The 22,098-nt window shown below is 44.6% G+C and carries 15 protein-coding genes and 1 pseudogene; 9 read left to right on the forward strand and 7 right to left on the reverse strand.

Annotated features, from left to right (window positions below; all coding sequences use genetic code 11):
* Positions 1-2 precede the first annotated feature (2 nt).
* The 4 genes from QUA99_RS00360 to QUA99_RS00375 all read right to left on the reverse strand — a co-directional run bounded on the left by QUA99_RS00360 (position 3) and on the right by QUA99_RS00375 (position 4,478).
* Positions 3-1,490 carry a TldD/PmbA family protein gene (locus QUA99_RS00360; RefSeq protein WP_333234439.1) on the reverse strand — a complete coding sequence of 496 codons (1,488 nt, stop codon included), beginning with the start codon at positions 1,488-1,490 and terminating at the stop codon, positions 3-5.
* A 133-nt stretch (positions 1,491-1,623) separates the two neighbouring features.
* On the reverse strand, positions 1,624-1,800 hold the full coding sequence (locus QUA99_RS00365) for a hypothetical protein (RefSeq protein ID WP_333234440.1): 177 nt from the start codon (positions 1,798-1,800) through the stop codon (positions 1,624-1,626).
* Between the two features lie 6 nt (positions 1,801-1,806).
* Positions 1,807-3,111: an aspartate aminotransferase family protein gene (locus QUA99_RS00370; RefSeq protein WP_333234441.1), complete on the reverse strand. Its 1,305-nt coding sequence runs from the start codon at positions 3,109-3,111 to the stop codon at positions 1,807-1,809.
* A 329-nt stretch (positions 3,112-3,440) separates the two neighbouring features.
* Complete coding sequence (locus QUA99_RS00375; RefSeq protein WP_333234442.1) at positions 3,441-4,478, reverse strand: adenosine deaminase; 1,038 nt, start codon at positions 4,476-4,478, stop codon at positions 3,441-3,443.
* A gap of 400 nt (positions 4,479-4,878) precedes the next feature.
* On the opposite strand from QUA99_RS00375, the gene QUA99_RS00380 reads away from it, so the two are divergent.
* The 9 genes from QUA99_RS00380 (at position 4,879) to QUA99_RS00420 (ending at position 18,556) form a co-directional block, all read left to right on the forward strand.
* A complete protein-coding gene (locus QUA99_RS00380) occupies positions 4,879-6,207 on the forward strand; it encodes an adenylosuccinate synthase (RefSeq protein WP_333234443.1) in 1,329 nt (442 codons plus the stop codon).
* A gap of 154 nt (positions 6,208-6,361) precedes the next feature.
* Positions 6,362-6,568, forward strand: a complete 207-nt coding sequence (locus QUA99_RS00385; protein ID WP_333234444.1) for a hypothetical protein — start codon at positions 6,362-6,364, stop codon at positions 6,566-6,568.
* A gap of 33 nt (positions 6,569-6,601) precedes the next feature.
* Positions 6,602-6,769 (forward strand): hypothetical protein, encoded by a 168-nt coding sequence (locus QUA99_RS00390; RefSeq protein WP_333234445.1) that lies wholly within the window; start codon positions 6,602-6,604, stop codon positions 6,767-6,769.
* Positions 6,770-6,819: 50 nt separating this feature from the next.
* Positions 6,820-7,191, forward strand: coding sequence for a hypothetical protein (locus QUA99_RS00395; protein ID WP_333234446.1), 372 nt, complete (start codon positions 6,820-6,822; stop codon positions 7,189-7,191).
* Between the two features lie 64 nt (positions 7,192-7,255).
* Positions 7,256-7,861 (forward strand): 50S ribosomal protein L25/general stress protein Ctc, encoded by a 606-nt coding sequence (locus tag QUA99_RS00400; RefSeq protein ID WP_333234447.1) that lies wholly within the window; start codon positions 7,256-7,258, stop codon positions 7,859-7,861.
* 553 nt (positions 7,862-8,414) lie between these two features.
* Positions 8,415-13,016 (forward strand): tetratricopeptide repeat protein, encoded by a 4,602-nt coding sequence (locus tag QUA99_RS00405; protein WP_333234448.1) that lies wholly within the window; start codon positions 8,415-8,417, stop codon positions 13,014-13,016.
* 470 nt (positions 13,017-13,486) lie between these two features.
* Positions 13,487-16,795 (forward strand): glycoside hydrolase family 99-like domain-containing protein, encoded by a 3,309-nt coding sequence (locus QUA99_RS00410; protein WP_333234449.1) that lies wholly within the window; start codon positions 13,487-13,489, stop codon positions 16,793-16,795.
* Positions 16,796-16,869: 74 nt separating this feature from the next.
* On the forward strand, positions 16,870-17,748 hold the full coding sequence (locus tag QUA99_RS00415; RefSeq protein ID WP_333234450.1) for a glycosyltransferase: 879 nt from the start codon (positions 16,870-16,872) through the stop codon (positions 17,746-17,748).
* A 91-nt stretch (positions 17,749-17,839) separates the two neighbouring features.
* Positions 17,840-18,556 carry a class I SAM-dependent methyltransferase gene (locus tag QUA99_RS00420; RefSeq protein ID WP_333234451.1) on the forward strand — a complete coding sequence of 239 codons (717 nt, stop codon included), beginning with the start codon at positions 17,840-17,842 and terminating at the stop codon, positions 18,554-18,556.
* A gap of 41 nt (positions 18,557-18,597) precedes the next feature.
* On the opposite strand, the gene QUA99_RS00425 is transcribed toward QUA99_RS00420, so the two are convergent.
* The 3 genes and pseudogenes from QUA99_RS00425 to QUA99_RS00435 form a co-directional block, all read right to left on the reverse strand.
* Positions 18,598-19,971: a class I SAM-dependent methyltransferase gene (locus QUA99_RS00425; RefSeq protein ID WP_333234452.1), complete on the reverse strand. Its 1,374-nt coding sequence runs from the start codon at positions 19,969-19,971 to the stop codon at positions 18,598-18,600.
* 135 nt (positions 19,972-20,106) lie between these two features.
* Positions 20,107-20,877 (reverse strand): hypothetical protein, encoded by a 771-nt coding sequence (locus QUA99_RS00430; RefSeq protein WP_333234453.1) that lies wholly within the window; start codon positions 20,875-20,877, stop codon positions 20,107-20,109.
* Positions 20,878-20,964: 87 nt separating this feature from the next.
* Positions 20,965-22,098: pseudogene (locus tag QUA99_RS00435) on the reverse strand (hypothetical protein); the annotation flags it as partial.

Consider the following 22,098-nt stretch of genomic DNA (forward strand, 5'->3'; position numbering starts at 1 on the left):
AATTAAGAATTTCCCCCAATTTGAATATCCCTCACTCGCACCGGCACACAAGCGTGAGTCATCTGAGCAATCTGCATCGGCTCGCCCTTTCCGCATATATGAGTACCGCACTGAACCAGCTCCGAAGCCGGCCCGATCGCATCTATTTGATTCCAGAAATCAGTAGTCATCGCCTGATAAGTTACATCCTTCAACATACCGACAACTTTACCTTTTTCCACCTTCCAAAAAGCATCGCCGCCGAATTGAAAATTGCGCCGCTGCTGGTCGATCGAATAACTACCCATACCGTCGATTAAAATCCCGTCTTCCGTATCCGCAATCATCTGGGCCAAAGTAGCAGTATGGCTGCCGCCCTCCGGGCCAGGTTCCAATCCCAAATTGGGAATTCTCACCATCGGTACGCTCGACCAACTGTCAGCGCAAGCAGAACCGTTGCTGCTACCGCGTCCGAGGCGATAAGCCGTCTCTCTGTCAGTGAGATAATCAACTAAAATCCCATCCTTGACAACGTACCACTCTTGTGATTTTACGCCCTCATCATCGTAACCCATTGTACCGCGACCACCCGGTTGAGTGCGATCGCACTTAAAATTCACCCAAGGTGCAGCGTATTGCAGTTTATTTAAATTATCAGTAGTAGCAAAGCTCGTGCCTGCAAAATTAGATTCGTAGCCGTAAACCCGGTCTAATTCAGTTGGATGCCCGACCGATTCGTGGATTGTCAAAAACAAATTTGTCGGCTTAAGAATCAGGGATTTGCAAATACCAGCCGGGAGTTTGGGAGCGCGGACTTTCTCAATAGCTTCGGCAGCAACTCTTTCAACTTGACTCAACAAATCATCGGGATTAATATGTTCGTAACCGATATTCAGCGGCGGGCGTTCGTAACTGCGACTTTGGGCATCGCCGCCCGCAATTGCCGTACAGTCAAAACCAGGATAGCTGCGGTAGATTGTTTGTTCGATTAGCGAGCCTTCTGTGGAAGCAAAAACTTTGTCTTCGCGGCTTGACTGCAAAAAAGAAGAAGCTTTTTTGATGCCTTGTGCGCCGTGTGCTAGCAGCCGCTCGTTGATAGTTAGCAGCAGTTCAGCTTTCTCAGCAACTGGTACAGAAAAAGGGTCAATGGCGATGGGAGTTGCATAGGTATCGACATATTTTTCGACAGGCACTAACCGCACCGGTTCCTTTTGAGTTAAGCGGCTGCCTTTAGCGATTTCTACAGCCAAAGCGACTATTCTTGCAACCTCTGCGGGTGTTTTGCTGTGACTGGCGGCAAACCCCCAAGCGCCGTCTAGAAGCACCCGCACGCCAAAACCGGAACTTACATTATCTGACAGTTGACTTAAAGATCGATCGCGCGCGTAAAGATTCTGCCTTCGGTAACTGCAAAAACGCACGTCACCGTACTCGCAACCTGTTTGCCGGATCAAATCTACAGCCAAATTTGCCAACTCGTTAGCAGAGATTTTTGCAGTTAACAGTACCATAGTTATTAGTCATTCGTCGTTAGTTGTTAATTATTATAGCGCTTTTAAATTATTTGAACGAACTGCGAGGACGCAAAGAGCGCGTTCGGCGAAGCCGTTCCCGAAGGGTAGGAAGGAAAGAGAGAGGTATTTTTCATATCGTTGACGGTTGTTTCGGAATGATTAAACCGCAGAGGCCGCAGAGACCGCAGAGGAAGAAAAGAGAGAGATAAATAATTCCGATACCAACGAATTTGATGTCATTTCTAAGTAGAGTTTTTACCGGAAAAACATCTTCTTCTTTCTCTTCCTTCGCGCCTTCGCGGTTCATTAAATCCTACTCCATTTCCTGCAAAACCCCTGTCAAAATCTCCACAATGCGATCGATATGTTCCTTCTCAATAATCAGCGGTGGCGACAAAGCAATAATATCACCCGTCGTCCGAATCAGCAAGCCTTTTTCATAGCACTGAATAAAACAATCAAAAGCCCGTTTTCCCGGCTTCCCAGCAATAGATTCTAACTCAATACCCGCTACCAGTCCCAGATTCCGAACATCAATTACGTGTCGCACTCCCTTCAAAGAATGCACCGCATCTTCCCAGTAACCAGCCATCTTATCTGCCCGTTCAAACAGCCTTTCTTCCTCATAAATATCCAGCGTCGCCAAAGCAGCCGCACAAGCCAGAGGATGACCAGAATAAGTATAACCGTGAAAAAGCTCGATCGCATTTTCAGGAGCATTCATAAAAGCATCGTAAATGCCTTCTTTCACAAACACCGCCCCCATCGGCACCGTACCGTTAGTTATCCCTTTCGCAGCCGTCACAATATCGGGAACTACCCCAAAATATTCCGTAGCAAAACTCGATCCTAGCCGTCCGAATCCAGTAATTACCTCATCAAAAATCAGCAGAATTCCGTACTTGTCGCAAATCGCCCGCAGCCTCTCCAGATAACCTTTCGGAGGAATCAAAACACCTGTAGAACCAGCCACCGGTTCGACAATTACCGCTGCAATATTAGACGCATCGTGCAAAGCGACAATCCGCTCCAATTCATCCGCCAAATGCGCTCCCCATTCCGGTTGTTTGCGGCTGAAAGCATTGTGTTCGAGATTGTGAGTGTGAGGCAAATGATCGACTCCCGTCAGCAAACTGCCAAAAAACTTGCGGTTTGTACCGATACCGCCGACAGAAATTCCCCCAAAACCAACGCCGTGATAGCCGCGTTCCCTGCCGATCAATCTTTGGCGAGTTCCTTCACCTTTCACCCGGTGATAAGCAATGGCAATTTTTAACGCAGTTTCAACAGATTCCGAACCCGAATTAGTAAAGAAAACGCGATCGAAATTGCCCGGAATCATCTTTACCAAACGTTCCGCCAATTCAAAAGCGCCCGGATGTCCCATCTGAAAAGCCGGGGAGTAATCCAAACGCAAAACCTGCTGTTTAACTGCTTCGGCAATTGTCTCGCGGGCGTGTCCTGCATTCACGCACCACAGGCCCGCAGTACCATCTAAAATTGAGCGGTTATCATCGCTTGTAAAGTGCATATCTTTTGCCGAAACCAATATTCGCGGATTCGCTTTAAACTGTCGGTTGGCAGTGAAGGGCATCCAGTAAGCGTCCATATTTGTCATCGTTTTTTTATCTTTTTATATTGATGATTCTGCCTTCAAACTATAACTTGCTACCGATTGCCGATCGCCAGACGCTTATTATAATTTTACAAAACACCTCTCTCCCTCTTTCTATCTTTTCTATCTCCTCTGCGCCCTCTGCGCCCTCTGCGGTTAGTAAAAAAAATATCATTCACAAATGAAATAAAATCACTGCCGCAATCCTAAATCTTGGCGATGGCTTTCCTAGCGGCAGAGATATCAGATAAAAAACCCGGTTCATTAATTAACATAAAAAAAACCGGGTTTTTAAAGAACCTAAAAACTTGATGTTTAATCACAAAAACTAGCTAATTAACGATCGCACCGGCAGACTCATGCTGCAACAAACCGGTCAGCATTTTCACAGGCCGCCCGTCGTAGGGCCAGGCGAAAGCATGGCGGAAAGCAGCTTCTTGACACGCTTGCAACTGCCGAAAATCAATGATATCCAAAGTTAACAAATTCTCGTACTCGAAAGGCAATCGCACGTTGTGCAATCCCGCGTTGTCGGTGCAAATGGCAATATCGACGCCAGCTTCAAAACATCGATCGAACACAACCTTCAATTCGCGCATATCCTCCAATGTCCCCGTTTTGAGATAGGTAGTCGGGCAAACCTCCAAGCATTGACCCCTGCGCGCGACTTCTGGCAGCAGTTCGGGATATTTTAACGGAATTTGAATCCCGTGGCCGATACGCATCAGATAGGGCAGAAGTTCGGGATAACAGCCAGAGGTAGTTTCGTAGAGGTGGCCGGTAGTTTTGATGCCGATCGACCTCGCGTACTGGTACAATCCGACAAACTCCTCCAAACGCTCGCCAATACAATCATCGCCGCCAGCTATATCGATCGCACAAACATATTCTCCCATCCCGGCCGCCAAATCTACGATCGCCCGATTCACTTCATAAGGCAAACGCGAGTGCATGCACAAAATTTGGCTGGTAACAATCGGACAATCGCTAATTTGACTTGCCTTGCCCACAACCTTGACAATTTCTGCCATCAAATCAATGCGTTCTGACTGTTCCAAATGTTCTGGAGTCCGCAAATAAGGCGTATAGCGCAACTCCAAATAAGCCAGATTTTCAAACACGTAAGCGCCCCGCATCAACCGATAGATGAAATAAGGCAACGTCTCAACAGTTTGAACGCTTTCTACCAGCGTGTGCAGTTCCAAATACTCATTGAGAGTATTGCGCGGACGAGTGTAAAACTCCTCAAACTCCGAGTATTCTTGAAATCGATTAACCATCTCAGCATTGTGGCGATCGAAATACCGCCACAGCACCCTAGGAACGACAGAACCACCCAGATGGCGGTGCAACTCAGCGTGTAAAGTCATGCGATTTTAGATTTTAGATTTTAGATTTTAGATTGAAAGAATTGAAGGATTGAAGAATTGAAGGATTGAAGAATTGAAGGATTGAAGAATTTGTAATTTAGTCCTATACGCATCAGTGGCCAGAAACCGGGTTTTCCCAAATACTAGCCAACAACCTCCAGCCGGTAAACTCTTCCACATTTAAGCTGCACATTGGATTCCCCTAAAAACTCGTCAAATCCTCACCCATTCTTCCCCTCTCCTACTCTCCCTTCCCAAGTCCCCCGATAGGGCTGGAAGTTGGTTTTTGAGAGCAATACAGCCTCAAGTCTCTCAATTGTAACAAAAATTTATTTGACATTTAGGACGCATTCATACATAATCGGAGATTGTGTCAACCTGAACTGAACGCGAGAAACCCTTGGCTAACGTAGTTGTGATCGGCGCCCAGTGGGGCGATGAAGGAAAAGGCAAAATTACCGATTTGCTCAGCAAATCCGCAGATATCGTTGTCCGGTACCAAGGGGGCGTCAACGCCGGTCACACCGTGGTAGTAAACGGTCAGACTTTCAAACTGCACTTAATTCCGTCCGGGATTCTCTACCCTGATAAAGAGTGTATCATCGGCTGCGGTACGGTGATCGACCCTAAAGTTTTAATTGCAGAGTTAGACCAGTTAGAGGCACTGAATATTTCAACAACCTCGCTGATGATTTCGGAGACGGCTCACGTCACGATGCCCTATCATCGATTAATTGATGTAGCATCGGAAACGCAGCGGGGAAATTATAAAATCGGGACGACAGGACGCGGCATCGGCCCTACTTACGCCGACAAGTCGGAACGCACTGGCATTCGGATGCTAGATTTAATGGACTTGGACGGGTTGCAAGAACAATTGGAATGGACGATTAATTGTAAAAATGTCCTTCTCGAAAAACTCTACAATTTGCCGCCTTTAAATCCGCAAGACGTAATTGATGAATATCGAGTTTATGCGGAACGTTTGCGGCCGCACGTAGTAGATAGTTCCCTGAAGATTTATGAGGGAATTCACAAGCGGAAAAATATTCTGTTTGAAGGCGCGCAAGGCACTTTATTAGACTTAGACCACGGTACTTATCCTTACGTTACTTCGAGCAATCCCATCGCTGGTGGGGCTTGTGTGGGAACCGGAGTCGGCCCGACAGCGATCGATCGCGTAATTGGCGTAGCAAAAGCTTATACAACCCGCGTCGGAGAAGGCCCCTTCCCTACCGAAATGGTAGATGGAATAGGGGAAATTTTAGGCGATCGAGGTGCAGAATTCGGCACGACAACCGGCCGCAAACGCCGCTGCGGTTGGTTCGATGCGGTAATCGGCCGCTACGCAGTCCGCATCAACGGCCTTGACTGTCTGGCAATTACCAAACTAGATGTTTTGGATGAATTAGAAGAAATAAAAGTTTGCGTTGCTTACGAAATTGACGGCAAAAAATGTGTTGATTTCCCGAAAAGTTCCCGGATATTTGCTCGGTGCCAACCTATTTACGAAACCCTTCCCGGTTGGAAACAGTCTACGGAAGAGTGCCGGAATTTGGAAGATTTGCCCCAGCAAGCTTTGAATTATCTGAAGTTTTTGGCAGATTTGATGGAAGTGCCGATCGCGATCGTTTCTCTCGGTGCCAGCCGCGACCAAACTATTATTGTAGAAGACCCGATTCACGGCCCGAAACGCGCTTTGCTCTCTGCTGACGGTACGCCAGCCTAACGTTGCCTCAAAATATAATTTGGGGTCTCAATCAATAATACTCAAAGCTGTTGCCAGTCTCGCCGAGACCCACCGAGAGCGAGGTTTCAGGAGATTTAGTGCACTTGACCCACGGCGAGGTCAAGTGTGTCATTCTTTACCGGGAGTCAAGTAAATGACTGATGAGGATGAACTGATAGCACGGCTAGAAGTTCATAGAGACATGATTGGATGGCTTATAATAGAGTTAAGCAAAGAAGGAATACAAGCCCAAAGAATAACCGGAAACAGTCCCAAAGGTGATATTTTGATCGTTGACGATCGGGATGTTCCGCGAGTTAAACAGCTACTTCGCAATTTGCAGATCGAATTTAATGGTTAATTTATCAAAATAATAAAAAAAGTATAAAAAATAATGAATGAACCGCATATTGAAATCAAAGCCTGGAAAAACAAAAAAATAGATTCCACAAAAGCTAAGGAAATATGTCAAAAAGGCACTGTGATTGGAGTTATGACCACAGGAAAAATTACTCAACCCGCTAAGATTATATTCGACAAAGCAGATATAGCTTGGGTATAAAATTTTCCAGAAAGTAATTTATTGAATCAAGAAGGTCAAGAGGAGAGCTAATGTTAGACATGATTTTTTATGCCTTCAACACTAATCAGCCACCGCACTATGTCGGAATGTCTGAAGAAGTTTACGAGTGGTTGGCAAAATCAGAATTTTCCAAAATCGGCACATCTGTCCCCAGAAATATTTTGATAGATGAAGAGGAGGAGAAGCTACCTTTAGTTGAGTTAGATCGAGATATTCGCCAGAAGTTCAGAAAATTTTTCTGCGATGCAATTATCTCCGAAAGCGATACCGTCCTTGCTAAGCTGGGAGACTCCCCTCTCAAAGAAGAGTATCAAGCAGGAACGTACCGTTTGAGGAAAATGCTGGAATTGCTGAAGTGTCTGGAAAATGAGAATTATCAGTATCTTCAGCGAGTCGTTTAATTAGGCGCGATCGCAATATCACAATTCTGGTAAAATGTGAAAACAATCAACAGAAAGTCATAAAATGGAACTCGCAGTAGAATGTCAAAAGCGGGCCGAAGGCAGTAAACCTAACGCCCTCCGTCGCTCTGGATTGATTCCCGCCGTCCTCTACGGTCACAAAGGATCTGAATCCATTTCCCTTACCATCAAAGCCAAAACAGTTGAACACCTGCTCAAAAAGCACGTAGTCAACAATGCCCTAATTGACCTCAGCATTCCCGACCTCTCTTGGAGCGGAAAAACCTTGCTCCGGGAAGTTCAAGTTCATCCTTGGAAGGGCTATCCTTACCACCTGAGCTTTTTCTCCGTGGCAACTCAAGACAGCCTGGAAGTTGAATTGTCACTGCATTTTGTTGGTGAATCTGTCGGCGTCAAGTTAGAAGGCGGCATTTTGGATACCGTGCTGACGCAACTCGCAGCTAAGTGCAAACCTGACAGCATTCCTGAAGCAATTGAAGTAGATATTTCTCATTTAAAGGTTGGGGATGCGCTGCACATTCACGAATTAGTTTTGCCTGCAGGAGTGGTAGCTCTCGGCGAACCAGATCAGGTGGTTGTTAGCGTGCTGGGAATTCAAGCAGGTTCTGAAGCCGAAGACGCAGAAGAAGACGCAGAGGCAGCAGCTTGATTAGTAATTCCTAATAGTTGTTAACTAATGAATTGTTGAAAAAAAAGGGCGATCGCTTTCTCCCAAAAGGGCGATCGTTTTTTGCTAAAAAGGCTATTCTAGTTTGAGCGCGATCGCACATCTTTCACCCTGCTCACAAACAGGCAAGATGCCTGTTCCACAAAGAGTGAATTTCTTTCTTGTGGGCCGTTGCTCCTAGCCCGCCGGTAAAAAGCCTGTAGAAAAGGGTGCAATCTCCCTTGCCCAGGCCACAAGAAAGCCTGCCACAAGCAAGAATCGGCCGTGTTTACTTTGCTTTACAAAACGGGCGATCGACCAGAAGCTACAAGAGTCGGAACTGGCGCGCAAATCTCCCAGAAACCGTACTGATTCTTACATATTTAGCCGTAAAATCAAAAAATCAGCCGAGAATCCCGGTTCCTCGCCAGCAGCGGGAATCAAAAAAATTAAGAATTAGGGGAACAAGCCCGCTACTCTTAGTGTCAAACGCGAGTATAATTGTGAAACGTTTAGACTACCCTATTTAATTCCTGCCTCTGGAGCCGCCGCCCATATGCCATCAACAGTGAATACAGAATCAACAGCGGTTCAATTTAACCAACAGGGAGAAACATACTTATCCCAAGGAAAAATAGAAGAAGCGATCGCATCCTGCGAGCAAGCTTTGAAAATTCACCCCAATTTTGCACCGGCTTACAAGACTTTGGGCAACGCGCTGCAAGCTCAAGGCAGGATGGAAGAGGCGCGGCACTGGTACGCTAAAGCGATTGAAATAGAACCGAATTTTGCGGAAGTATACGCGAATTTGGGCAGCCTCGGCGCCGGGCAGCAAAAATGGCAGGAGGCGATCGGATTTTATCAAAAGGCGATCGCGATTAAGCCGAATTTCGCGGGAGTTTACCGGAATTTAGCAAAAGTATTCGGACAAATTGGCAAACCGGAAGAAGCGCAGCAGTGTTGGTATCAAGCATTTAGTTTGGAACCGGAAAAAGTAGCGCCTGGGGAACACTTGAATATGGGCGACGCTTTTTTTAGGCAGGAAAAATTCCCCGAAGCGATCGCTTGTTACGATCGCGCCATAAAATTAAATCCTAATGTGGCGACAGCTTACCAAAATTTGGGCGAAGCGCTAAAAAAACAAGGCAAGTTAGAGGAAGCGACAGCATATTATCGCAAAGCTATTGAACTGAACGCAGCTAATGCGAGAAACGGCAGCGAGGGACAGCAAACTTTGGCGGGTGCAACGGCGACAAACGGTGCAGTTAAGCAGCAGCCCGCAGCAACCGCAGTTAAGCCGCCAGTGCAGCAGGCAGTGAAGCCACCAGTGCAGCAGCCAGTGCAGCAGCCAGTTAATTCTACAATTAATATAGAAGATCCAGAAGCATACAAAATATTGGCAGAAGGCTATTTTGCTCAAGGCAAATTGGAACAGGCGATCGCAGCTTGCAAGAAGGCGCTGCAAATTAAGCCGGAAGCGCCGCTTTACAAAATGCTGGGCAACGCCCTACAAGCTGGCGGAAAAATTGATGAAGCTAAAAGTTGCTATGTCAAAGCAATAGAAATTAACCCAAATTTTGCGGAAGCTTATGCTAATTACGGCAGCATTTGCGCGCAGCAAGAACAGTGGCAGCAAGCGGTTTCTGCTTACGAAAAGGCGATCGCCCTCAAGCCGGATTTTGCGGGTGCTTTTCGCAATTTTGCCAAACTGTTAACTCAGTTAGGGAAGTCGGAGGAGGCGGCTGAGGCTTGGTATCGAGCATTTGCGATCGACCCCAAATCCGGCACCGCCGAGGAACACGAGAATTTAGCCAAAACTTTGATCGAGCAAGGTAAGGTAGATAAGGGAATTGAGTGTTACCGGCGCGCAGTTGAGTTGAACCCAAATGCAGGCTCCGCTTATCACGAATTGGGCGAACTTCTGAGAAATCAAGAACAGTGGGAAGCGGCGGTAGAAGCTTACACTAATGCCATTAGAAACAATCCCGATCTTTCTTGGTCGCACAACAATTTAGCTGAGTCGCTGGTTAAATTGGAACGCTGGGAAGAAGCTGTAAATGCTTACCGCAAGGCGATCGAATTAAATCCAGATTTTAGCTGGTCTCACAACAATTTAGCAGACGTACTGCTGAAGTTGGAACGGTGGGATGAGGCGGTAAATGCTTACCGCAAAGCAACAGAATTAAATCCAGATTTTAGTTGGTCGCACAACTATTTAGCAGACGCGCTGATTAAACTGGAACGGTGGGATGAAGCAATTTCGGCTTACGAAAGGTCGATCGAACTCAATCCAGACCATTTTTGGGCGCACAACAATTTAGCAGAAGCGCTGGTGAATTTGGAACGGTGGGATGAGGCGGTTGTTGCCTACCAGCGTGCTAACGAAGTTAATCCGAATTTCTTCTGGTCGCAGAGCAAATTAGGCGACGTGCTGCTAGAAATGGAAAGGTGGGAGGAAGCGATCGATGTTTACCGGCGCGCGGCCGAGTTAAATCCAGATTTTCCGTGGACTTATTACAACATGGGAACGGCTTTTGAGAAGCTGGAACGGTGGGATGAGTCGATCGCCGCTTACCGCCGCGCTGCGGAAATTCAGGCGGATTTGCCGTGGCTTTCGCAAAAGTTGGCTGATGCTTTGAGGATGCGATCGCAGTGGGATTTGAAGGAGGCGATGCGTTTGTACCGGCGGGCGATTGATGAGAATCGTGATGACGTGCAGTTGTACCACAAGGCGCTAGAGATTGCGCCGAATGATGCTGACCTTTATGTTGAGTTGGCTGATGCTTTGGTGCGCAAGAATTGGTCGGATGGGGCGATCGTCTTTTATCAGATGGCGTTGCAGATTCGACCTGATGACAAGGCTATTTCTGGGCGGTTAGAAGAGGTGTTAAAAAAAAAGGGAATAACTAAAGCGACCGAAAAGATCGCTCGCGCTGTTCACGGAGACTCTGGAAATGCGATCGAACACTCGCCAGGGATAGCTGCCGAGTATCACGAATTAGGGGCGTCTCTGCAAGAAGAAGGTAAATTTGCCGAGGCTGTGGTCGCCTACCGCAAAGCAATTGGAATTAATCCTAATTACTTTGGAACTCACCACAATTTAGGCGATGTCCTGAAATCAATAGGTAAATTTGATGAGTCTATAAAAAGCTATCGGAAAGCGGCAGAACTGAATCCAAGTTTTGTTTGGTCGCACCACAATTTAGCCGATCTATTTCAACAAGAAGGTCGGCTTGATGAAGCTGTTGGCGCTTATCGGAAAGCGATCGAGGTGGCTCCTGACTTTGGCTGGTCGTACTACAATTTAGCAAAAACTTTAGCTAAACAAGACAAGCTTTCGGAAGCTCTGGAAGCTTATCAGACGGCGAGCAAACTAGATCCGAAACTTTTTGGTTTGGATTATCAAAACTTACGAGATTCGCTATTCCTCGGTCAAGACCCAGCTTACACGAAGTGGCGCGCTAAGAACAGCCCCAGAGAAGCTGACTTGCGGAAGATGGCTGAAATATTAGAAATCTTTAACTACAAGCCGCTGATTAGCATCGTCATGCCGGCTTACAATACGCCAGAAAATTATTTAAAGGAGGCAATAGAATCAGTTCTCAATCAGATATATCCTTATTGGGAATTGTGCATTGCGGATGACGCATCAACCGCGCCTCATGTCAAGCAAATTTTGCAAGAATATGCAGCCAAAGATAGCCGGATAAAAGTAGCTTACAGAGCCAAAAACGGTCACATTTCTCACTGTTCTAATTCTGCTTTGGAGTTGGCGACGGGTGAATTTGTGTCTTTGCTAGACCACGACGATACGCTGACACCAGAGGCATTGTATGAAGTGGTGCTGCTGCTGAACCGCCACCCGGAAGCGGACATGATTTATTCAGATGAAGATAAGATTTACCAAGATCGGGAACTGATAAATCCTTTCTTCAAGCCAGAATGGAGTCCGGATTCATTTTTATCTCGGATGTACACTTGCCATTTGGGAACTTACAGGCGATCGCTAATCAATGAAATCGGCGGTTTTAGAGCAGGTTTTGAAGGAGCTCAAGATTACGATCTGGTTCTGAGGTTTACAGAAAAAACTGACAAAATATTTCACATTCCTAAAATTCTTTACCACTGGAGAATGCACGCAGGTTCGGCTGCTGGCGGTGTAGAGGCTAAACCCTATGCCTATGATGCAGGGCAAAAAGCTTTGCAAGAGGCGATCGAACGCAGGGGCGAACCGGGGAAAATAGAAGGCGTTCCCTACTTTTTGGGACACTTTATTGCACGCTACAAAATTGCGGATTACAAGCGGGTCAGCATCATTATTCCGACGCGGGATTTAGGCGATGTGTTGGACAATTGCTTGGAGTCTATCTTTACTAAGAGCGTCTACCCCAACTACGAAGTTATCGTCATCGACAACGGCAGTCAAGAGCAACACACGGCGGAAATTCTGGCTAAATGGACGGCTAAGGAATCAGCCAGATTTAAAAGTTACCGACTCGACATTCCCTTCAATTTCTCGAAGATTAACAACTACGCTGCTAGCAAAGCGGAGGGAGATTACTTGCTGTTCTTGAATAACGATACAGAGGTAATTACTCCCGATTGGATTGACGGGATGGTTGAACAAGCTCAGAGAAGCTCGATCGGGGCTGTGGGCAATTTGTTGATATACTCAGATAACAAAATCCAGCACGCGGGAGTGGTGATGGGACTCGGCGGCGGAGTTGCCGGTCACAGTTATTACCATATGCCGCGATCGATTCCTGGCTATTTCGGGAATGCGGTAGGCATGAGTAATGTTTCAGCAGTGACTGCTGCGTGTTTAATGTGCCGCCGCGAAGTATTTGAAAGTGTTGGGGGGTTTGACGAAGAACTAACAGTGGCGTACAATGATGTGGATTTGTGTTTGAAAATGCTAGAGAAAGGGTACCGCAATATTTACCTGCCTCATGTAGTTCTCTACCACCACGAATCTAAAAGTCGAGGTTACGAGGACTCGCCTGAAAAGAAAGAGCGGCTGAGGAAGGAATCGAAGCTGATGGAAAGCCGGTGGCAAAAATATATTGACAATGACCCTTACTACAGCCCTCATTTAACCAGAGCGTGTCAAGATAGCGGTATCAGATTGGAGGACGAGAATTGGCGGCCGACGACTTAGGAACATCTCCATGAGTTTAGGGTGTGAACTTAAGTCTAAAGCCCTCTGTCTCTCTGGTTTGTACCCAAGTCTCGATCCCCCTAAATCCCCCTTAAGAAGGGGGACTTTGAACGCTTATTGTTCACCCCCGTACCCGCCCGGGACTAGGGAAATCGAGAGGATTGTGAATCAGACTCAAGAAGAGTGACTTTGAACGCTCTTGTCCCCCCCTTGCTAAGGGGGGCTAGGGGGGATCGAGAGGATTGTGACTCAGACAGAAGACCGATACAATTCACCAGACGGCACCAATGTCAAAAACCTGTAGGGGCGGGTTCACCGATAGCTTCAAGGGATACCCAAAGACTAAAAAAACCGCCTCCACCCCGCGCGAGCATCCTGAAGATTGACATTGGTGCAAGATGTCAGATACAAGGTACTTATAAACCCAGCCTCGACCAAGCTAAAAAAAATGAAATCTCCGGTACAAAATTATGAATAACTCATTACAAGTGCATGAAGAGACAGCTTCTAATTATTTTCATAGAGGCAATCTCCTGAAACAATCTGGTAAATTAGAGGAAGCCGCCGCCGCGTACCAGCGCTGTACTGAACTCAACCCAGATTTTTCCTGGTATCACCACAATTTGGGTGAAGTTTTGGCGAAGTTGGGGCAGCGGGATGGGGCAGAGAAAAGTTACCGCAGGGCCTGCGAACTTAACCAGAATTCGGCTTGGTCTTGGCATAATTTAGGGGAGGTTTTGGAACAGCAGGGAAATATTGATGAAGCCGTAGCTGCTTACCGCAAAGCTGTGGAGATATACCCGGATTTTTACGAGTTTCATAATAGTTTGGGTAAGGCTTTGTGCTTGCAAGGTCAACTGGATGAATCTGTAAGTTGTTTGCGAAAAGCGATCGAGCTTGACTCGGAATCGGCTTTGCCTTACCAAAATTTGTGGGAGGCTTTGGCAAGATTGGGACGGGTTGATGAAGGGATTGATTGCTTGCGAATGGCGCTCGAGCTAAATCCGGGCGAGGGAGATTTGTACCTGAAGTTGGCAGAGGCTTTGCAAGGCAAGAATGAATTAGCAGAAGCCGTGGGTTATTACCGAAAGGCGCTTCAGTTAAAGCCTGATTTTCATTGGCTTTACTATAAATTGGGAACGGCTTTAGCGGCACAAGGTCAATGGGAGGAGGCGATCGCGGCTTACTCGAAAGCTGCTGAGTTGGAACCGGGTTCGGCGATCGTCCATCACTATTTGGGGCATACTTTGTCGATCGTGCAGCGCTGGGATGAGGCGATCGCATCTTATCGGAAAGCGCTTGATATCGCACCGGATGCGGCAGTGATTTACCAGCATTTGGGCGATGCTTTGGCGAAACTGCAAAAGTGGGAGCAAGCTGTGGACTCTTATCGCAAGTCGGTTGAGTTTGAGCCAAATTCGCTGGAGGCTCAGGATCATTTAGGGTTTGCTCTATATCAGTTGGGGCGGTACGATGAGGCGATTTCTGCCTATCGCAGAGCCCTGGAAATTGCTCCTGATTCGGATGTGGTGAACTGTCATTTAGGGGATGCAATGCTAGCACTGCAAGCCTGGGACGAAGCAATATCCCTGTACCGCCGAGCGATAAAACTTAGCACCCAGCTACCGGAAACATACCAACACCTAGGTGAAGCTTTAGCACAAAAGCAAAACTGGCGAGAAGCAGCAGCTAGCTATCAACAAGCGCTTCAATTTCATCCTGAAGCAAATTACCTTTACCGAGAATTGGGAGAATTTTTAATCAAACAAAATCAATATGAAGGAGCAGTTGGATTTTTTAGAATGTCCCTCCAACCAGAACAAAAATCCCCAGATTACCCTTGGCTAGCCTTAAGTAAAGTAATCGAAGCATATAAGAAGACAAAATATAGCTTATCGAAGGGTATATCGGCTCAACTTACTGTTAAAGAAAAAGTCAGCATCCAAAATATATTAAGCTCCGAAGTAAATAAAAATTTCTACTCAAAAACCAGCGGTGTCCGCCTCATCGCCTACTATCTCCCGCAATTCCATAGCATCCCTGAAAACGATCTCTGGTGGGGAAAAGGCTTTACAGAATGGACGAATGTTACTAAAGCTCAACCTCTATTTGAAGGACACTATCAACCTCACTTGCCCGCTGACTTAGGATTTTACGATCTCCGCTTACCAGAAGTTAGGGAAGCACAAGCCCAGCTAGCTAAAAGATATGGGATTTATGGCTTTTGTTACTACTATTATTGGTTTGGTGGCAAGCGGTTATTGCACCTCCCAATTGATGAAGTGCTATCAAGTAAAAAGCCTGATTTCCCCTTCTGTATTTGTTGGGCAAATGAGAACTGGACAAGGCGGTGGGACGGAGCAGATCATGAAGTTTTAATGGCTCAAGAGCATTCACTAGAAAGCAATCAAGCTTTTGCAGAAAGCATCATTCACATCTTGTTAGACGATCGCTACATTCGCATCAATGGAGCGCCATTACTAATTATTTACCGCAGCGACATTCTCCCCCATCCCCTCCGTACCACCGAACAGTGGAGAAAAGTTTTTAGGCAGCGAGGCGTGGGAGAAGTTCACCTGAGCCTCGCTGCGACTTTTAATTCAAGTTTTGTAGACCCCCAAATATTAGGCTTTGATTCTGCTGTGCAATTTCCACCACACGCAATTAGTGCAATGGAAGTCGCAGCACCGCCAACTGCTGTACCCGATTTGTCTGGCAAATTTTATGATTATAGAGACACAGCTATTAGGAATATAGCTAATAAATTGCCTCTCCATAAACTATTTCCAGCCGTTATGACTTCATGGGATAATACTGCTAGGAGAAAAACAGCAGCCCATGCTTTCCTCGATTCGCACCCTGATGCTTATGAGATTTGGCTGCGCGGCTCCATAGAAAAGGTAAAGCAAAGGTACTCAGGAGATGAAAGGCTAGTCTTTATCAATGCCTGGAATGAATGGGCTGAGGGTGCTCATTTAGAGCCGGATCAAAAATATGGACACGGTTATCTGAGCGCAACTTATAAAGCTCTTCACGGCACCCACGGTTGGAGGACAACTCTTGAGTTGCTGCGGCATCTTCCTGACAAAAGTATTGACTGCATCCATCAGCTCTTAGATGAGTTAGAGAAAAGAATAACAGGCACAAATCTTTCATTGCAAGCTCTGTGCCAAATTTTGCAGGAATCAGTGGTAGTTTCTGAAGTCATTGACTGCCACAACGAATCTGATTTGTGGTGGAATTTAGACTCCCCATCACGAGATACTTTGAATGATACTACTCTGACTATCAAAGGCTGGGTTTTATCCAAAACTTCTCCGGCTGGGGCTGTGGAGGTTTTGTGTCAGGGGAGATCGTTGGTGCAAATTCCTGTTGATATGGAGCGGCAGGATGTGGCTCAAGTCCATTCTTGGCATGGTGCCGATCGCTGTGGCTTTTTAGCTACATTAGAAGCTGTGAAGTTGCCATTAGAACTTGATTTAAACATCCGAGCAGTTTTGAAAGATGGAAGTTATTTTCCGCTAGCTGAATTGCACTTAGAATCGGCTTTGAATAATCTGCAAAAACAGGGAAAATTTAACGAAATAAAGGGATATGTCAATCCTCTACTTGATGCAGTTCAAACAATCATTAATCTCATAAAATTTTTTCATGATGAAAATATGAGCGTCCATCAAGAGCTTTTGCTGGATGAGTTGGAAAAGAAGATAGAAGCTAAAGAGCAGTTGATTGAAGATATCACTAATTTTATGAAGCAAATACCGCCACACAATCCTTAAGTGTAACCTCTGCCGTGACGGACAGCTTTTGAGTTGAGTAGAAAGTCTAGGGAGAAATTTAAGGAGTTAATGATATGGATGAAAGTGCATTAGTTTCTGTCGTTATTCCCTGCTACAAGCACGAAAAGTATATTGAGCGATGCTTGGACTCGGTAGCATCTCAGACTTACACAAATATTGAAGTAGTCATTATTGATGACTGCTCTCCAGACGGCTCAGCTAGGGAAATAGAGCGGTTAATTCAAAGGGAAAATTGGCAGTCAAGATTTCCCTTTTCTACTCAATTTCACTGCTTTGCCAAGAATCAGGGAGCTGATTGTGCTATCAATTATGGTATTAGCAAAGCAAAGGGAGATATTATAGCTATCTTAAATTCAGACGATATGTACCACCCAAACCGTCTAAAACTCATAGTAAATGAAATGCAGCAAGGCGGTCGTGATTTTGTCTTTAGTAGGGTGCAATATGTGGATGATAGCGATAATATAGTTACTGAGTCTCACCCAACAGCACAAGTTTACTCTCAATTTCAAAAAAACATCAAAAGCCCTAAATTCCCTACTATAGGATTTGCTTTCTTGTCGGCTAATGTAGCTATTTCTACAGGAAACTTTGCTTTTACGCGATCGCTTTTTAACCATGTTGGTAAATTTGGCCCTCATCCCTATTGCCATGACTGGGATTTTATATTGCGTTCTCTAATACATACTGAACCGTTTTATTTAGAACAAGACCTCTATTACTATCGCTTTCATGGAAAAAATACTTTCGAGTCTTTGGGTCCAACTATCAGTCAGGAAGAATTAGATAGCTTGCTTATAAACTTTTTTTCCAAAGTCCAATATGACTGGACGCCTAATCCGATTGCTCCTTCTCCCTTAAATTGGCCGGGTTTTTTTGAGCTGTTCATGGATTCTTTGCCTCATTTAAAGGCTTTCAGGAAGTTCTCTTGACACAATTAAAATCTTGGCAGCACGTTGACAAAGTAAAGCAAAGTGCATGAATGCTCACTAAAATTAAAAACCGCTAGCTGGACTCTTAAAAATGCCCTACGTCATCAACAATCAAGGACACTGTGTTGTATGTGATAGCCATGTTACCTTCTTTTCTGAGAATGATTGGCTGAGAGATCACTACCTTTGTAATAATTGTAGTTCTATTCCCAGAGAGAGAGCTTTAATGTATTGCATAGAAAAATTTTATCCCAATTGGCGGGAATTAAATATACATGAATCTTCACCCGCCAATAGAGGAGCCAGTTTAAAACTCAAAAATAATTGCAAAAATTACATCGGTACGCATTATTTTCCAAATTTTGCCATCGGAAAAACGCATTCTACTGGGTGGAGAAATGAAGATTTGGAAAATCAGACTTTTCCTGATGAGAGTTTTGATTTAGTGGTTACACAAGATGTCATGGAACACATTTTTAATCCAGGTCTTGCATTTTCAGAAATAGCCAGAACCTTAAAAAAAGGAGGGGCGCATATATTCACAGTCCCTTTAGTTAACAAAGAGAAAGCTTCTATAATTAACGCTAAAAAAGATCGAGAGGGAAACGTGATCATTTTAGGCAATCATGACTATCATGGCAACCCCGTAGACAACCAAGGGTCACTGGTGACGATGTATTGGGGGTATGACATCTGTGACTTTATCCTCAAACACAGCGGACTCTACACAACCACTGTTTGGATTGACAATTTATTTCTAGGAATCAAAGCAGAACTAATCGAAGTTTTGATTAGCAGAAAAATATAGACTTCTCGCCAAAGGTTATTTTAACAAAAAATAACTGTTATTTAAACAGGCTTCTGCATGAATATGATTGCTTGGTTGCACCGCTGCGGATCATCTACAAAATCGTGGAAAGTCAAGTATTTAGTCCACTCCCGCTTGACGTAAGCTGGAGATATTATTGCCTCTCCGTAAAAAGAAGCATCGCGTACACTTCCCCCACCTGTGGGGCTATAGAGAAACTTGCCAGCGTCATAATCAGCTAAAGCTGCTTCTGTATCTATAAATGAATTTGCCAGCGCTTTATGCCAACCAAAGTCATTAGTTTGCCCCCTCAACGAACGGCAAAACTCGATGAAGTTGCGGGCTTGAGTGGTAGCGATCAAGACGCCCCCGGGCTTAAGTATTTTTGAAAACTCCTCTACCCATTGGATATGCACTGCTTCTGATAGATGTGAGAAGACTGAGTAAGCATAAATAATGTCAAAAGTGTTGTCGGCAAACCCCGCAGGAGGTTGTGGCTTGACTGTGCTGTAGTTTCCGTACCTCACTGTTTGGCGACAGATGTCAACCATTTCTGGATCGACATCAATTCCAAAGATATTTTCAGATACGACATCTTTTAAAAAGAATCGAATAAACCGCCCCCAACCGCAACCGAAATCGAGAATTTGACTCTCTGGTGTTAGCGATATCCCCAACTTGGCGGCATAGCTCTTAACTTCAGAATAAAACTTAAAAGCTTCTTTAAGATTGCTCTCACCTGACGATCCGACAGAATTCTTTTGAATTTCATCCGGTGGAAAACCGGGCATTTGTATACCGTCTATCACCGGAGTCTGAATGCTTTTAACCAGGATTTCAAACCATTCTTTATCGCTCAACTTAGCAGCATATTGAAAAAGTGAAATGTCTGGGTTTCTTGAGGGGAGCCCTGTTTCACCTTTCACAAACTTATGACGAGCCCATTCGATCTCTTCCTGAGCCTGCCGTAATTTCAGCCGCGATCGCTCCAAATCTGCCTTAACCTGCTCTAGGAAGGGAAGTTTCTTTTGAAATTTCACCATTCCGATTTGCAAACGACTTTGATCTGAAAAAACAGCTTGGAGATGTAACTGAACTTCTGCAGGCATTTCACTCACTGTTACTTGTGCGAAAAAACCACAGGTCTCAGCCTCGGATACCTCGGCATAAGTTTTAGCAACATCTGGACGTGGATTATCGACAGCAATCGTGTGTATTACCCTACCACTGCTAATTACCTCGATTGAGACTACTTTAGACTTTTTACCGAGTATCCAACCAGCGAAAAAAACTTCATATTTATCTGTTTTGTATGAAGTGTTTGGAGCGTCCAGACTAAACCCCCATAACAATTCTGGTTCGTTTGCCGACAAATTCACAACTTCTTGAATTTGAATTAAAGTGTGTTTAGTCATAATCCTTGCTTTTTCCTTTAGCTGGTTATTTTGTCAGAAATTAACTCTCAAGTGTTTAAGACATCAATCTTCATTTTAAAAGCAATGAAGACAATTAAGGGCGTAAGTCTGTCGAATGAAACAACCTTGCCTTAATTATGGAGGATTTACCCCCTGTTCGCTACGCAAGCCGCTGCACTTATTTAATTGAAGTTCCTTACACGAATTGTATCTCAATCGTGACTGTGATTCTTTCAAGGATTGTTCGTACATTTCTATAAAATTTGATAGTCCTTTCCGTTGATATCTCAAGCTTAATGCTTCTTTATACAGTTCCATATCTGCACTGTTGAGAGAAACTATTTTTTTAACCAGAGATTCGTTGGTCAAGCTATCTATTACCTTATTGTGGTAATTATCATAAAAATTACGATTTGAACTCAAGACTTTCAGCGGAGGCCAACCCAAGTTATTTTTAAGATCATTTAAGTCATCTCTGAAAAATTCTTGAATGCCTACAAAGTAAAAATCAGTTAATTTCAGTGCTTTAGCAAAGTAGTTAGAAATCATGTTATCTGTAAACTGCTGGTTGACAAAATCAGAAAGATTTAGTTGATTTTCTACTACGTATCGATGATTTTCATCGAAAAAAATATTATCATGACTAGATGCCATGCAAAAATAATACGCAGAAATCAATAAAAGAATCGGGTTCCTCAGCCAAATCACTATTTTGGCATTAGGGTAATATTCCCTATACTTTTTAGCGGGGAAATGACCATGAATTACCCTAGTTTCTGTTGTAAGCCGACCTTTTTGTATGAGTGTATCTATGGGTAAATAATCATAATCATACAAAATCTGCTCGGGCGCATAAATTTGCGGCAAAATAAACTTCCCAAACGTCGATCCTGCTGTTTTAGGCACATGGACTGAGATTAATTCTACGGCTGACGGTACTGATAAGTTCCTCACGTTTTAATATCCTGTATTGGCTAGATTCTGAAAGTTTTTTTAAGACTTGACTCCTACAGCTTTTACGCTTGTTACCAAACGCATTAACTGTTTCCACTCTGCTAAATTAGTCAGTCCAAAAGTGTCTAAATTCTCACCTTTGTCTTCCGAGAATTTAGTAAAGCTCACTAACCAGTTACTGACTGTATCTGTGGGTGAGAAAGGCGAACATTTTAAGGATTGTTTGAGGCTATCTTGCATCTTGTTCAGAGCGCCATTATGATAAGCATACCAGGCATCCCATACTAAGATTCCGTACTGGCTCTTGCTGTCTCCATTGGTATTAATCGCTATAGCTTGCTGAAACTCCAATCGCTCTATTTGAGACTGAATTTGGTGGATTTTATAGTAAGAGTCCTCTAGTTGTCTCTGCGTGTTGCTAACTTGAGAAACCTTGCTCTGTAAATCTATTTGTAGATGCTGAATTCGAGACTGGTACTCCTCCAATAATCCTTCTGTCTGATAGTGTTGAGACTGGGATTGTTCGAGTTCCTGTTGAGTCTGATGCAACAGAGACTGGTACTCCTCCAATAATCCTTCTGTCTGATGGTGTTGAGACTGGGATTGTTCGAGTTCCTGTTGAGTCTGATGCAACAGAGACTGATACTCCTCCAATAATCCTTCTGTCTGATGGCGTTGAGACTGGGATTGTTCGAGTTCTTCTTGAATTTTGTGATGTTGAGACTGCGAACGCTTGAATTTTCTCAGAGTTTCATGGTGTTGACCTTGAGATATGTCCAGTTCTGCTCTTGTCTCGAGCAACTGAGACCTACATATTTCTAATGATGACTCTGTTTGTTCCAACTGAGATTGGGATTGTTTTAAAAGAGTCTCGGTTTCGTCCACTTGGCACTTAGCCTGTTCGATTTCTCTATAGCTATGTTGCAGTTGAGATTGGGATTGCTCTAATTCTATTTGAGTTTTGTAAAATTGAGACTCGGATTGTTCTAACAAACCCTCTGTTTGGTGCAGTTGAGACTGGGATTGTTCTAACAAACCCTCTGTTTGGTGCAGTTGAGACTCGAATTGTTCTAACAAACCCTCTGTTTGGTGCAGTTGAGACTGGGATTGTTCTAACAAACCCTCTGTTTGGTGCAGTTGAGACTGGGATTGTTCTAACAAACCCTCTGTTTG

It is taken from the genome of Microcoleus sp. F10-B2, assembly GCF_036704965.1.
In the GTDB taxonomy this organism is placed as follows: domain Bacteria; phylum Cyanobacteriota; class Cyanobacteriia; order Cyanobacteriales; family Microcoleaceae; genus Microcoleus.

Coding starts and splice junctions, on each gene's coding strand:
- QUA99_RS00415 (WP_333234450.1), top strand. CDS start 16,870: ATGGATGAAAGTGCATTAGTTTCTGTCGTTATTCCCTGCTACAAGCAC.
- QUA99_RS00425 (WP_333234452.1), bottom strand. CDS start 19,971: ATGACTAAACACACTTTAATTCAAATTCAAGAAGTTGTGAATTTGTCG.
- QUA99_RS00420 (WP_333234451.1), top strand. CDS start 17,840: ATGCCCTACGTCATCAACAATCAAGGACACTGTGTTGTATGTGATAGC.
- QUA99_RS00370 (WP_333234441.1), bottom strand. CDS start 3,111: ATGACAAATATGGACGCTTACTGGATGCCCTTCACTGCCAACCGACAG.
- QUA99_RS00365 (WP_333234440.1), bottom strand. CDS start 1,800: ATGAACCGCGAAGGCGCGAAGGAAGAGAAAGAAGAAGATGTTTTTCCG.
- QUA99_RS00390 (WP_333234445.1), top strand. CDS start 6,602: ATGAATGAACCGCATATTGAAATCAAAGCCTGGAAAAACAAAAAAATA.
- QUA99_RS00410 (WP_333234449.1), top strand. CDS start 13,487: ATGAATAACTCATTACAAGTGCATGAAGAGACAGCTTCTAATTATTTT.
- QUA99_RS00400 (WP_333234447.1), top strand. CDS start 7,256: ATGGAACTCGCAGTAGAATGTCAAAAGCGGGCCGAAGGCAGTAAACCT.
- QUA99_RS00385 (WP_333234444.1), top strand. CDS start 6,362: ATGACTGATGAGGATGAACTGATAGCACGGCTAGAAGTTCATAGAGAC.
- QUA99_RS00395 (WP_333234446.1), top strand. CDS start 6,820: ATGTTAGACATGATTTTTTATGCCTTCAACACTAATCAGCCACCGCAC.
- QUA99_RS00375 (WP_333234442.1), bottom strand. CDS start 4,478: ATGACTTTACACGCTGAGTTGCACCGCCATCTGGGTGGTTCTGTCGTT.
- QUA99_RS00405 (WP_333234448.1), top strand. CDS start 8,415: ATGCCATCAACAGTGAATACAGAATCAACAGCGGTTCAATTTAACCAA.
- QUA99_RS00360 (WP_333234439.1), bottom strand. CDS start 1,490: ATGGTACTGTTAACTGCAAAAATCTCTGCTAACGAGTTGGCAAATTTG.